The 14,289-nt window shown below is 66.2% G+C and carries 9 protein-coding genes; all 9 read left to right on the forward strand.

Annotated features, from left to right (window positions below; translation table 11 throughout):
• The first annotated feature begins 172 nt into the window (after positions 1-172).
• The 9 genes from AAHM44_RS03620 to AAHM44_RS03660 all read left to right on the forward strand — a co-directional run bounded on the left by AAHM44_RS03620 (position 173) and on the right by AAHM44_RS03660 (position 14,289).
• The gene (locus AAHM44_RS03620; RefSeq protein ID WP_269576281.1) at positions 173-1,516 is read left to right on the forward strand and encodes a dicarboxylate/amino acid:cation symporter; all 1,344 of its coding nucleotides are present in this window, start codon (positions 173-175) and stop codon (positions 1,514-1,516) included.
• Positions 1,513-4,599, forward strand: coding sequence for a TonB-dependent receptor domain-containing protein (locus AAHM44_RS03625; RefSeq protein WP_342249054.1), 3,087 nt, complete (start codon positions 1,513-1,515; stop codon positions 4,597-4,599). The genes AAHM44_RS03620 and AAHM44_RS03625 overlap by 4 nt, the downstream gene beginning before the upstream one ends.
• Positions 4,599-5,525 (forward strand): alpha/beta hydrolase, encoded by a 927-nt coding sequence (locus AAHM44_RS03630; protein WP_342249055.1) that lies wholly within the window; start codon positions 4,599-4,601, stop codon positions 5,523-5,525. The genes AAHM44_RS03625 and AAHM44_RS03630 overlap by 1 nt, the downstream gene beginning before the upstream one ends.
• A 143-nt stretch (positions 5,526-5,668) precedes the next feature.
• On the forward strand, positions 5,669-6,127 hold the full coding sequence (locus AAHM44_RS03635; protein WP_184168779.1) for an RNA polymerase sigma factor: 459 nt from the start codon (positions 5,669-5,671) through the stop codon (positions 6,125-6,127).
• Positions 6,124-7,092 (forward strand): FecR family protein, encoded by a 969-nt coding sequence (locus tag AAHM44_RS03640; protein WP_342249056.1) that lies wholly within the window; start codon positions 6,124-6,126, stop codon positions 7,090-7,092. Before AAHM44_RS03635 ends, AAHM44_RS03640 begins: the two co-directional genes overlap by 4 nt.
• Positions 7,093-7,201: 109 nt before the next feature.
• Positions 7,202-10,609, forward strand: a complete 3,408-nt coding sequence (locus AAHM44_RS03645) for a TonB-dependent receptor (protein ID WP_342249057.1) — start codon at positions 7,202-7,204, stop codon at positions 10,607-10,609.
• A 69-nt stretch (positions 10,610-10,678) separates the two neighbouring features.
• Positions 10,679-13,396 carry a M16 family metallopeptidase gene (locus AAHM44_RS03650; RefSeq protein WP_342249058.1) on the forward strand — a complete coding sequence of 906 codons (2,718 nt, stop codon included), beginning with the start codon at positions 10,679-10,681 and terminating at the stop codon, positions 13,394-13,396.
• Positions 13,397-13,566: 170 nt separating this feature from the next.
• Positions 13,567-13,734 carry a hypothetical protein gene (locus AAHM44_RS03655; RefSeq protein ID WP_184168783.1) on the forward strand — a complete coding sequence of 56 codons (168 nt, stop codon included), beginning with the start codon at positions 13,567-13,569 and terminating at the stop codon, positions 13,732-13,734.
• Positions 13,735-13,845: 111 nt separating this feature from the next.
• Entirely contained in the window at positions 13,846-14,289 is a 444-nt protein-coding gene (locus AAHM44_RS03660) for a MarR family winged helix-turn-helix transcriptional regulator (RefSeq protein ID WP_269576287.1), read from the forward strand.

The following is a 14,289-nucleotide window of genomic DNA, read 5'->3' on the forward strand; positions in this document are numbered from 1 at the left end:
CGCACGATTTCGTGCAGGGCGACAGTGCCGCCAGCCAGCTGAATCCAGATAAACCAAATACTTATCCCGCAAATTCCGAAGTGCTGGAGGGCCACAACGGGAAGGATAAGGTGCACGACCAAGGCCCCGACACAAGAGGCTGCGCGCCATCCGGGCGCGGACAGAGGAGAGTATGATCATCCAGTCGATCCCCGACGGGCAGCCTGTGGCTGCTCGCAAGCCATTCTATCACCACCTCTATTTCCAGGTGCTGGTGGCGATCGCGCTGGGCGTGACGCTTGGCCATTTCTGGCCCTCGGTGGGCGAATCGTTCAAGCCGCTCGGCGACGGCTTCATCAAGCTGGTGAAGATGGTGATCGCCCCGGTGATCTTCCTCACCGTGGTGAGCGGCATCGCCGGCATGCGCGAGCTCGGCTCGGTCGGTCGGGTCGCGGCCAAGGCCTTTGGCTATTTCCTGTTCTTCTCGACGCTGGCGCTGATCATCGGCCTGGTTGTCGCCAATGTCGTCCAGCCCGGCGCGGGGATGAACATCGATCCGCGCACGCTCGATGGCAGCGCGGTCGCGGGCTATGCGCACCAGGCGCACGAGACGACGGTGGTCGGCTTCCTGATGTCGGTCATCCCGACCACCATCCCCTCGGCGCTGACCGAGGGCTCGATCCTGCAGACCCTGTTCGTCGCGGTGCTGTTCGGCATCGCCATGGTGCTGGTCGGCAAGCCCGCCGAGCCGGTGCTCGACCTGGTCGAGCGGATCGCGCTCATCGTCTTCCGCATCGTCGGTATGCTGATGCGCCTGGCCCCGTTCGGTGCGTTCGGCGCGATGGCCTTCACCATCGGCAAGTACGGGGTGGAGTCGCTGGGCAATCTTGCCTGGCTGGTCGGCACTTTCTACGCGACGTCGCTGTTCTTCGTGCTGGGCGTACTGGGCGTGGTCGCCCGGCTGAACGGCTTCTCGATCTTCAAGCTGCTGCGCTACCTCAAGGCCGAGCTGCTGCTGGTGCTCGGCACCTCCTCGTCGGAAGCCGCCCTGCCCAGCCTGATCGCCAAGCTGGAAGGCGCGGGCTGCGAGAAGGGCGTGGTCGGGCTGGTCGTGCCGACCGGCTATTCGTTCAACCTGGACGGCACCAACATCTACATGACGCTCGCCGCGCTGTTCATCGCGCAGGCCTGCGGGGTGCACCTGAGCTGGGGCGAGCAGATCCTGCTCGTCCTCGTCTCGATGCTCAGCTCGAAGGGCGCGGCGGGCGTGACCGGCGCCGGCTTCATCACGCTGGCGGCGACGCTGTCGATCGTGCCGAGCGTGCCGGTGGCGGGCATGACGCTGATCCTGGGCGTGGACCGCTTCATGAGCGAGTGCCGCAGCCTCACCAATTTCGTCGGCAACGCGGTGGCGGCGATCGTCGTCGCGCGCTGGGAAAACAAGCTCGATCGGGAGGCGCTCGACGCCGCCCTCTCGGGTCGCAGCATTTCAAAATCAGAAGACCTAGAACAAATGGAACAGGGAGAGAGGGCATGAAGAAGGGATATGGGCGCATCGCCTTGACCGCGGGCAGCGCGCTGGGCGTGCTTATGCTCGCGCAGGCGGCGCACGCGCAGGACGCGGCGGCACCGGCCAGCCAGGAGACGCCGGCCGCGCAGGAAGGCAATGAGAAGACCGACGAGATCGTTGTGGTCGGCACCCAGATCCGGGGCGCCAGCACCACTGCGGCGCTGCCCGTCTCGGTGCTCGACGCCAACCAGATCGACGCTACCGGCGCGCTTTCGGGGGACGAGCTGTTCCGCTCGATCCCGCAGGCCGGCGATGTGAGCTTCAACGAATCGAATAATCCGCAGACCAGCAACGCGGCGCGCGGCGACGTCAATTCGATCAACCTGCGCAACCTGGGCGTGGGCAACACGCTGGTGCTGCTCAACGGCCGCCGTCTGGTGAGCCACCCGACCAGCCAGGCCGGCGACGGCAATGTGCCGGTGCTCGGCTACAACGCCAATTCCCTGCCGGTCGCCGGCATCCAGCGGCTCGAGATCCTGCGCGACGGCGCCGCCGCCATCTATGGCTCGGACGCGGTGGCGGGCGTGGTCAACACGGTCACCAAGAACAACATCGACGGCGGCTCGCTCGACATCCGCTATGGCGGGGCCGAGGGCACGCATCGCCGCGAATTCCAGGTAACCGGCACCGTCGGCAGCAACTTCGCCGAAGGCCGGGGCAACATCTCGCTCTATGTCGACTATACCCACCGCACGGCGCAGCTGGCCGAGGACCAGCCCTATACGGCGACGGACAACCTCATGTCCTATTTCGCCAATGATCCCGCCTATGCCGGTAACCTGACCGCCGACGGCCGCGCCACCCAGTCGCCCTGGGCCAATCTCGCGGTGGTCAACGGGCCCGGCACGATCCGCCGCAACCCCGGCAACCAGGCGCTGACGTCGTCGGCCGGCGCCTTCCACACCCAGTCGACCGCCAACCCCGGCTGCCTGGTGACGATCAGCGCCGACACCTGCTTCGGCACCGGCACCCGCGCGACCGCGACCACGTTGCGCAGCGAGCGATTCGATACGCGGCCGGGAACCACGGTTTCGCCGACGATCGAGCGCTATAACAGCTTCGCCAGCGCGCATTACGACATCTCGGACAGCGTCACCGTCTATGGCGAGGCGGGTTTCTATTACGCGGAGACGCACCGCATCCAGCCGCCGACGATCAACCTCAACGCGATCGTGATCCCGGCTTCCAACTATTGGAACCCGTTCGGCCCGACCACCTTCAACGGTGTCGCCAACCCGAACCGTATCGCCGGCCTGACCAACGTGCCCGCCGCCGGCCTGGCGGTCCGCCTGTCCACCTATCGCTTCGTCGATGCCGGCCAGCAGGAAGTCGACGTCACCAACTGGCAGTCGCGCTTCCTCGGCGGCGTGAAGGGCCAGATCGGCAGCTTCGACTTCGACAGCGCGATCCTCTATTCGGAGGCCGAGGCGACCGACGTCTCGAACGCGATCAACATGACCGCGCTCCAGCGCAACCTCGCCCTCTCCACGCCCGAGGCGTACAACCCGTTCAGTGGCGGCTGCGCGGCGACGCCGAGCGTCGGCGACTGCTCGCCCGCCTCGGGTACCACGATCGACTCCTTCCAGTTCGACCTGAAGCGCCGCTCCAAGACCACGCTCGCACTGGCCGATTTCAAGGTCTCGAACGGGCGCCTGCTCGCCCTGCCGGGCGGAAACCTGGGCGTGGCCTTCGGCATCGAGGGCCGCCGTGAGACGCAGCGCGACGACCGCGACCCCAACCTCAACGGCTCGATCGGCTTCGTCGACATGGTGACCGGCGAGACCAACCTCTCCAACGTCGCCGCCGTCAGCCCGACGCCGAGCACCAGGGGCGCCCGCACCGTCTTCTCGGCCTTCGCCGAGCTCGCCGTGCCGGTGGTCTCGCCCGAAATGCACGTGCCGCTGATCCATCGTCTCGATGTACAGCTCGCCGGACGCTACGAGCATTACAGCGACTTCGGATCGGTGGCGAAGCCCAAGATCGCCGCGGCATGGGACCTGGTCGACGGCCTGCGCATCCGCGGCTCCTGGTCGCAGGGCTTCCGCGCACCGAACCTCGAGCAGACCAACACCGTCGCCTATTCACGCCTCAATTCGAATACCGACTATTATCGCTGCGAGGCCGACCTGCGCGCCGGCCGCATCGCCAGCTACGGCGCCTGCTCGCGCGGCATCAGCTACTCGATCTTCGTCAGCGGCAATCCGAACCTGAAGCCGGAGAGCAGCACCAGCTGGACCATCGGCACCGTGCTCCAGCCCAAGTTCATTCCGGAGAGCGCCGGGCGGCTGACGCTGACCGCCGATTTCTGGTCGATCAAGCAGACCGGCATCGTCGGCCAGTTCGGTGCGCAGAACGCGCTGGTGCTCGACTATCTCCTGCGCCTGCAGGGATCGAGCAACCCGAACGTGATCCGCGCCGCAGCGACCGCGGACGACACCCCGGTCTTCGCCGGCACCGGCCTGGCCCCGGCGGGCGCGGTTACCCGGATCAACGACCAGTTCGTCAACCTGCTGCCCCAGACGGTGCAGGGCATCGACGTCGCGCTGCTCTACAATGTTCGCACCGGCATCGGTAAGTTCGACCTGGCACTGAACGGCGCGCGGCTGACCAAGTTCTCGCGCGATACCCCGCCGGCGGTGCAGGCGCTGTTCGACGCGCGCGAAGCCGGGCAGATCAACGCCGCCACCCCACTCACCGATGCGAGCGACCTGATCCAGGATCGCGGCAAGCCCAAGTGGCGGGTCACCGGCTCGCTCACCTGGTCGAAGAGCGGCTGGCAGGTCGGCGCCTTCGCCAACTATATCGGCACGGTCTACGACACCAACTTCCTCGATGCGAACGGCAACCCCTACAGGCTCGAGGGCCAGGTGACGTTCAACCTCTACACCCAATATCGCTTCAAGGGCGGGCTGGGCGACGATACGCGGCTTCGCGTCGGCGTGCGCAACCTGTTCGACAAGCAGCCCCCGATCACCGCCGACGGCTATCTGGGCTCGCTCTACAGCCCCTATGGCCGCTATTGGTACGTGACGCTCGGTACGAGGTTCTGATGCGCTTTCTCCTCTCCCTCCTGGCTGCGATGTTCATCGCGGCCAGCCCTGCCTTCGCCCAGGACAAGCTGGGCAAGCCCGAAGTCTATGCCGTGTGGCCGGGCAACCCGCCTGGCCACGGCAAGCCGACGGGCCCGGAAAAGGTGGGCAACGAGGGAGGGCAGACCGGCTCCTGGTCGAACATCTCGGAGCCGCGCTACGAAGTCTACCGCCCCGCCCATCCCAATGGCGCCGCAGCACTGCTGCTGGGTGGCGGCGGTTACTTCCGCATCCAGATCGGCTCGGCCAAGGACGTGGCGGCGAAGCTCGCCGCCGCCGGCATCACGCCGATCATCCTCTATTACCGCCTGCCGGGCGACGGCTGGAATGCCGACGCCCCCTTCCAGGACGCGCAGCGTACGCTTCGCCTGCTCAAGGCCGGCGCCAAGCGCTGGGGTCTCGATCCGGCGCGGATCGGCGTGGTCGGCATGTCGGCCGGCGGGCACCTGGCCGGCATGATGGCGACACGCAGCGATCATGATTTCTATGCCCCGATCGACGATGCCGACAAGCAGAGCGCCGCGCCGGCCTTTGCCGGCATGATCTACCCGGTCGTCTCGATGCGCCCGCCGATCGACACCACCCAGACCCGGAAGAAGCTGTCGGTGCTGCCCGACTATCGCGACTTCTACTCCGTGGAGGCACAGGTGGGGCCGACGACTCCGCCAGTGTTCCTGGCGCACGCCGCCGACGATCCGATCGCCAATGTCGAGCATACGCTGCGGATGTTCGGCGCGATGAAGGCTGCCGCGCGACCGGTGGAGATGCATGTATTCGAGAAGGGCGGCCATAGCTGGGGCGCCGGCAAGCCGGGCACGCTGGTGGCGCAGTGGCCGGACCTGTTTCTTGCCTGGCTTCGTGAGCACCAGCTCATCCCCGGCCGGTGATAGCGTTACCACTTGGCAAGGAACCCGGGACAGTCCAGACATTGTGCAATGATCGATTCTTGCACCGTTCCCGATCCTTCTTGTCGGGTTTGCGCCGCTCGCTCGTCTAGCTAGCGGAAGCGACGTTGCGGGACCTTGCGAACATGCTCGCCAAGGCAAAGCGCGCGGTAGTGCGGCGCGGCGTCGCCGAACAGGATGCGGATGAGCTGGTGCAGGAGGCTTTCCTGAGGATCGAGCGCTACGAGCGCGACCGGACCGCCCGCTCGCGCGAGGCGCTGCTGGTGACGGCAGCGGTCAATCTCTCGATCGATCGCAAGCGTCGCGATGCGCGCGCGCCGTTCGCCGAAACGCCCGACCTGCACAATATCGCGGACTCGACACCCGATCCCGCGCAGATCATGGAACAGCAACGGCGGCTTGAACATGCCAAGGCGGGGCTAGAAACACTGCCGGAACGAACCCGCCGTATCCTGCTGCGGCGAAGGCTGGAAAATGCCAGCTATGCCGAAATTGCGGCCGATGAGGGGATGAGCGTGGCGGCGGTGGAGAAGCAGGTGGCGCGGGCGACGCTCCAGCTGATGCAGTGGATGGAGGGGTGGTGAGCCAGCCCTATTCCCGCGCATCGGCCGAAGCCGCCGCATGGCTTGCCCGTCTCCAGGGCGATGCCCGCACGCCCGCACGCGAGGCTGCCTTCCAGGACTGGCTGCGCGCCGATCCCGCCCATCAAAGTGCCTTTGAGCGCGCCACCGATATATGGGCCGACCTGCCCGGCGCCGCGCTGCTGCTCGACGAGCCGCCGGTCCGCGCGCCCAGGCCGACGCCCCTCCCCGTCGCCGGACCGCGGCGGCGCCTGCCGCTCCATCAGCTGGCGCTCGCGGCATCGCTGCTGATCGCGATCGGCATCGGCAGCTTCCTCTGGCTGAGCCGGCCTTCGGCCTATTCCACCGCGATCGGCGAGCAGAAGGTGGCGACGCTGGAGGATGGCAGCCGCATCGCGCTCAACACCGACAGCAGCGTCGAGGTGCGCTACGACCCGGCCCAACGGCTGGTGGAACTGGAGCATGGCGAGGCGATGTTCGAAGTCGCGCACAACACCGCCCGCCCCTTCATCGTCCGCGCCGGCGACAAGCAGGTCCGCGCGGTCGGCACCAGCTTCGTCGTGCGGCGCGAGGGCAAGGAAGTGACCGTCACCCTCCTCCAGGGCAAGGTGGTGGTGACCGACATCCGCCCCGCGGTGAGGCGGATCGCACCCACCTATCTCAATCCGGGCGAGCGGTTGCGTGCGCAGCCCGAAGGCGCCGTGCGGGTCGATGCGCAGCCGGCCGAGATCGCCACCGCCTGGCGGCGCGGCCAGGCGATGTTCTCCGATACGCCGCTCGCCGACGCGGTCACCGAGTTGAACCGCTATGGCGGACCGCGCCTCGTCGTCGATGATCCCCGGCTCGCCGCCCTGCGCGTGTCTGGCGTATTCGCCACCAACGACACCGGCGAGTTCGCCCGCGCCGTCGCCGCACTGCACGGGCTGCGTATCGAGCAGACCGGCCAGACTATGCACATCGTGCGCTGATTTCCGACCGGGTGACATTTTTGTTTCTTTGCCATGTCGGTTTCGCAACGCAGCATCGTCTAGACCTGTGAGGGAGTGAGAAAAGGTCGCACTCCCCCGGGGGAAAATCATGCCGTCCAAGCTCACGCTGTCCACGCTCGCCGCCAGTTGCTGCCTCTTCGTCATCCCGGTTGCCCAGGCGCAGACGCGCTACAGCTTCGACATGGCGGCGCAGCCGCTCGAAGCCGCGCTCCGCTCGGTGGCGACGCGCACTTCGACGAACATCATCTTCGACAGCGCGGTGATCCGGGGGCGGACCGCGCCGGCGCTGCATGGCGAGTTCACCGCGCAGGCGGCGTTCCAGGCGCTGCTCCAGGGATCGGGCCTGTCGCTCAACGCGACCCAGGGCGGCTCGTACATCGTTTCCGCGCCCGCCGGGCAGAACCGCACCAGCGGCGAGAAGGGTGCGATCACCGGGCACCTGACCCGCGAGCAGGGAGGCCGCGCGCTTGCCGGTGCGCTGGTCCGCATCGCCGAGACCGGCGACAGCACCACCGCCGACAAGAATGGCGACTTCAGCTTTCCCGACGTCGCGCCCGGCCAGTACACGCTGGAGATCTCGTTTCTCGGCTTCGGCACCCGCACCCAGCCGATCGTGGTGGGATCGGGAAACGCCTCGACCATCGACCTGGCGATGAACGAAGGGGTTGAGGAAGGCGTACCGATCGTCGTCTACGGCACCCGCAGCGCCCGCGCCAACGCGCTCAACCTGCAGCGCGCGGCCGAGAACAACACCGAAGTCGTCTCGGCCGACGACCTGGGCAATTTCACCGGCACCACCTTTTCCGACGCGCTGCGCCGCACCGCCGGCGTATCGTTTCAGCGCGACAGCGTGACCGGCGACGGCACCAACGTCATCGTCCGCGGCCTCGATCCGGACATGAACAACGTCAAGCTGAACGGCCTGCAGCTGCCCGTCGGCAACGGCACCGGCCGCTCGGCGGACCTGAGCAACCTGCTTGCGGACTCGGTCGGCAAGATCACGATCAGCAAGAGCCTGCTCCCCAGCCAGGACAGCGCCGGCACCGGCGGCCTGATCGAGATCGAGACGCTGTCGCCGCTCAACCGGCCCCACCGCTATGCCAATCTCCAGGTGGAAGGCGGCCTGAGCGGCAAGGATTTCAGCAAGGATTTCCTGGTCTCCGGCACCGTTGCCGGCCGCTTCGGCGCGCAGGACAATTTCGGCCTGAGCGCGTCGGTCCAGTATCGCCGCAACTCGGTACGCAACGTGTCGTACAACACAGTGACCAAGTTCGGCGCGTTCCTGCCTAATGCCGCCAACGGCACGCCGACGCTGACCGCGGGGGACGCGGTGAACCCGAACACGATGTTTCCCTTCGTGCCCGGGGATGACGGCGCCTACATCACCCAGCTCGAGACCAGCTTCAACCATGTGAAGCAATCGACCCTGGCGGCGACGGTCTCGGCCGAATGGAACATCGGCAACCACAGCAACTGGAAGTTCGATTTCCAGCATGCGGAGGTCAACCGCACCTATTACGCGATGACCGACATCTTCACCGCGACCAGCAAATATTCGGACGTGCCCGGCGGCCAGGCGATCTCGGCGCTGCACCTCGACCTGACGCCCGGCAATGCCGCGCTGGGGCGGGAGCAGGCGTACAGCTATGATCCCGATGCCAAGACGATCACCGATACGTACAGCTTTTCCGGCAAGAGCACCGCGGGCAAGCTGACCTTCACCTATCTCGCCGGCTATGCCCATGGCAGCGAGAAGCATGACCGCAACAGCACGCTGGACATGCGGGTGAGCGGCATCGATGCGACCGCGGCATACTTCCAGCCCGGCGCGACCGACTCCACGCTCGGCTACATCATCACCCCGTTCGCCCGGCGCAGCGGCGATGCGATCCCGATCCCGCTGCTCAGCACCGCCGGCTGGGCGCTTATCAACGATTCCTCGCGCTATACGATCACCAACGGCACCGGCGGCATCGACAAGACCACCGGCAGCAACAACCGCTATACCGGCGAGGCGAGCCTGCGCTGGGACATGGACTGGGGCTTCCTGAAATACGTCCAGGTCGGCGGGCGCTTCGAGCGGGCCGAGTTCAAGCATGACCTGACCCGCACCCAGTTCGCCGGCAACGCCTCGATCGCGTCGCTCGGCCTGCCCTTCTCGCCGACCGACCTGACCCGGGTGGGCGTGACCGGCGCCAACTTCACCGCGATGAGCGAGGGGACGGTGATCCGCTTCCTCGACAATCTCGGCAATTATCCGCAGGTGGTGCTCTCGCCGATCGCGCCGGCCATCGGCCAGGACAAGCAGAAGACACGCGAGGACAATTACGCGGCCTATGTCCAGAGCCGGCTCCAGTTCGGCAAGCTCGAGATCATCGGCGGCGTGCGCTACAACCGCACCGAGCTGTCGGCCTCGAACCTGGTGTTCCCGACCTATATCGGCCCGATCCTGCCGGCGAACGGCGGGGGATTCGGCAGCGACATCCTCTTCCAGAACCAGTTCAGCAAGCTGGTGACCGAGACCGCCGAGTCCGAGGATTTCCTGCCGCGCGTGCTGTTCAACTTCCGGCAGAGCGACAATCTGATCTTCCGCGGCGGCTATTTCCTGTCGGTCGCGCGGCCGCAGATCAACGACCTGTCGCAGCAGACCCGGATCAGCTTCATCAACATCCCGATCCCGGGCCCGGACGGCGTGAAGCCTATCCTGCAGATCAATTCGGGCAACCCGAACCTGAAGCAGGCGACCACGCATAACTTCGACCTGAGCGCCGAATATTACCACAAGATCGGCATCATCAAGCTGAGCGGCTTCTACAAGCGGATCAACAACCTGCTCCAGGCCAACCAGACCAACGGCCCGGCAAACCTGGCAAACATCACGCTACCCAACAGCCCCTATTTCCAGGGCGCGCCCTATTTCGATCCGGCGCATCCGGAGAATTATTTCATCAACGGCGGCTCGCCGATCAACAGCCAGCATCCCGCCACCATCTGGGGCGTGGAAGGCCGGTTCGAGCGGCAGTTCGACTTCCTGCCGGGCGCTCTCGCCGGGCTGGGCGTGATCGCCAACTACACCTACACCAAGAGCAGCCGCTACCAGCAGTATAGCTGGGCCTATGCCCCGGCCGGGCAGAGCAATATCTATCAATTCTCGGGTCTGCCGTTCAACCAGCAGCCCAAGCACAGCGGCACGCTCGCGCTAACCTACCAGAAATACGGCTTCGACGGCACGCTGGCCTATAGCTTCCAGTCGAAGACGCTCGACAATTTCTACCCGCGCGGCCTGTCCGTCTACAACCAGGACGTCCAGACGCTCGACCTGCGCGGCGAATACTACATCGATCGCGGCCGGAAATACCGGATCTATGTCGAGGGCTCGGACCTGCTCAAGGGCACCGAGACACCCGACGTCCAGCAGCTGATCGCCGGCTACTACACCCGCGCGACCTACCTCGGTGGGCGCAAGTTCAAGATCGGCGCCGCCGCGATCTTCTGAGGCACTGCACGCACCTGCCGGCTCCCCTGTGCGCAGGGAGCCGGCTCTTTTTTGCTTGAGGATATTCCCATGAAGGCCACCAGGTTGCTCCTAGCCGCGGCGAGCTTCGCCATCGCCGCCGCACTGCCCGCCAGTGCGCAGGAGCTTGTTCCGTACCAGCAGTTCACGCTTCCCAACGGCCTGCGCGTCGTGGTGCACGAGGACCACAAGACCCCCAAGGTGGCGGTCGCGGTCTGGTATCACGTCGGATCGATGAACGAGCCCGACGGCAAGTCCGGCTTCGCACACCTGTTCGAGCACCTGATGTTCAACGGCTCCGAACATCACGACAAGGAGTACATGCCGCCACTCCAGGAGATCGGCGTGTCGGGGGTCAACGGCGCCACCTCGCTCGACCAGACCTACTATTACGAGATCGTCCCGACCGGCGGGCTCGAGCGCGTGCTCTGGCTGGAATCGGATCGCATGGGCTATCTCGCCGGCGCGATCAGCCAGGCCAAGCTCGATGAGCAGCGCAAGGTCGTCCAGAACGAGAAGCGCACCCGCGAGAACACCCCCTATGCGCTGATGGACCAGCGCGAGGCGGCGGCGCTGTTCCCGGTCGGCCATCCCTATCACCACCCGACCATCGGCTCGATGGAGGACCTGAGCGCCGCCTCGCTCGACGATGTGAAGGGCTGGTTCGCCCAATATTATGGCGCGACCAACGCCGTGGTCACGCTGTCGGGCGACGTCACGCTCGAACAGGCCAAGGCGCTGGTCACGAAGTATTTCGGCAGCGTCCCCGCCGGCCAGCCGGTCAGCCGCACCACTGCCTGGGTGCCGACGCTCGAACGCGACAAGGGCGAAGTGATGCAGGACGCAGTGCCGCAGACCGCGATCGCCTGGAACTGGGCGGTGCCCGGCCGCGGCACGCCAGAGGCCTCGGCGCTCCAGCTCGCCGCCCAGGCGCTCGGCCGCGGCAAGACCTCGCGCCTCTACCAGGTGCTGGTCCAGGAAAAGCAGCTCGCCACCTATGCCTCGGCCCAATATGCGGGCTATGCCATCGCCGGCATCTTCTCGGTCGATCTGCGGCTGAAGCCGGGCGTCGATCGCGCGGTGGCCGAAGCGGCGGTGAAGCAGGTGCTCGACGAGTTCCTCGCCAAGGGCCCGACCCCGGCCGAACTCGCCCGGGTCAAGGCCAGCGCCTATGCCGACAATGCCCGTGCGATGGAGTCGATCTACGTCAAGGCGATGGCGCTTTCCGACGGCACGATCTTCGCGGGCAACCCCGGCAACTACGCCGTGGAAGACAAACGCTTCCAGGCGCTGACTGCGGCGCAGGTCCGCGGCGCCGCCGCCAGCTGGCTCGGCAAGCCCAACTACAAGCTCACTGTCTTGCCCTTCGGGAACCCCAAGGTCATCGCCGATGGCGCAGATCGCACCAAGCTGCCGCCGCTCGGCCCCTCCCCCGCGCTCAAGCTTCCGGAGCTGCGCGAGGCGAAGCTCAGCAACGGCATCCGCGTGGTGCTGGCCGAACGCCCGGGCACGCCGACCGTCGACATGACCATGGTGTTCGATGCCGGTCAGGCTGCCGAGCAGAAGCTCAAGCACGGTATCGGCGGCTTCACCCTGGGCATGATGGACGAAGGCACCACCACGCTCAGCGGCACCCAGTTCGCCGAGCGTCAGGCGCTGCTCGGCGCCCGCCTCTATGCCACGTCGAGTGTCGACACGACTGACTTCATGGTCTCGTCGATGACGCGCTCGCTACCCGAAACGGTAGCGCTCTGGGCCGACTATATCCGCAACCCGGGCTTCCGGGTCGCCGATCTGGAACGCGACCGCCAGCTCCACCTCTCGGGCCTGGCTCAGTCGCTCGCCTCGCCGGACGAGATCGCCCAGCGGACCTTCACCAACCTGATCTACGGCGCCAACCACGCATATGGCGTACCGCTCGCTGGCCGCGCGGACACGCTCAAGTCGATCACCCGGGAGGACCTGATCGCTTTCCATGACGCCTGGTTGCGGCCCGACAATGCAGTGATCTATGCCGCCGGCGGCACCGATCTCGCCACGCTGACCGCCGCGCTCGAAAAGGCGTTCGGCGACTGGAAGGCTCCAGCCACTTCCAAGGGCGAGAAGACCATCGCGCCCGTCGCGGATATCACCGCCCCGCGGATCGTGCTCGTCGACAAGCCGGGTGCGATCCAGTCGGTGATCCGGGTCGGCCAGATCATGCCGAAGGGCGACGATCCGCGCGGGTTCGAGATCGGCGCGATGAACGACGTGCTCGGCGGCAACTTCACCGCGCGGCTCAACATGAACCTGCGCGAGGACAAGGGCTGGACCTATGGCGCCAGCTCCTATGTCGCCGAGGCGCGCGGACCGCAGGTGTTCGGCGTGGCGACCAGCGTGCAGACCGACAAGACTTCGGAAGCGCTGGGCGAGATCGACAAGGAACTCCGCGCGATCCGCAAGGACAAGCCCGCCACCCAGGCCGAACTCGACCTGCTTACCAAGGGCGAAGTGCTTGGCCTGCCCGGCCGGTTCGAGACCAACAATGCGATGGTCGGCTATCTCCAATATGTGAACCGCTTCGGCCGGTCCTATGACTGGATCACGACCCTGCCCGCGCAATATGCGGCGCTACGCACCGACACGATCACCAATACCGCGCAGCTGCTCCATCCGGATGCGATGACCTGGGTCATCGTCGGCGATCTTTCGAAGATCGAGGAGAAGGTCCGCGCGCTCAAGCTCGGCACGGTCGAGGTGTGGGACGCGGAAGGGCACAAGCTGCGCTAAGCGCCGTTTCAGGCAATCCTCGGCGGCCGGCCCGGTTTATCCGGCCGGCCGTTTGCCGTTTACCGCCCCGGCGCAGGATCGGCACGGCTCGACCGACCCTACGCGTTTGTACGGAATGCGGTCCGCTTCACGATTGAATATTTCCGAAATGGATGAATGACGGAGCGGAAATGACCGACAGCGCCTATTTCGCACAGCGTGCCGACGAGGAACGCGACGCTGCGCTGCGTGCCAAGGGCATGGCGAGCTTCCGTGCGCATATGGGCATGGCGCAGGAATATGAGCGCCGCGCCCGCGGCTTCGAACCGCGCCACGCCGACAAGGTTGTGCTCGACTAGATCGGGCCCGGCCTGCGGCAGATCGACCGCCAGCCCTCCCCATACCAAAGTCTGAATGCGCACCCTTTCGCGCCTCTTGAGTTCATTTTATTAGATAGCTATCTATCTAAAATGACTCGAGCCAATCTTCGACGCGATGTTGCGCGCACCATGCCGCAGGTGAGTCGTGGCTGGCGCCAGCTCGCCGATGCCGCGCTCGCCGAACTCCGCGTTTCCAATTCGATGGGCTGGTGCCTGATCCATCTCCACCGGCTCGGACCGGAGGCGCGGCAGACCGACCTGGCGCAGGAGATCGGGATCACTGGCCCCTCCACCGTCTCGGTGCTCAACCAACTCGAACAGGCGGCGCTGGTCGAGCGCGTGCCCAATCCCGACGACAAGCGGTCGAACCGGTTGGTGCTGACCGAGGCGGGAGCCGCGCTGGTCGACAAGATCGAGGCCCGCTTCGCCCAGCTGCGTCGCGAGCTGTTCGACGGCGTGCCCGAGGAGGAGATCGCGACGATGCTGCATCTCCTCGAGCTGCTCAACGCCCGGATCGCGGAGCGGCGAGGCTGA

Origin of the sequence: Sphingomonas sp. OTU376 (assembly GCF_038440415.1) — a bacterium.
Classification (GTDB): Bacteria; Pseudomonadota; Alphaproteobacteria; order Sphingomonadales; family Sphingomonadaceae; genus Sphingomonas; species Sphingomonas kyeonggiensis_A.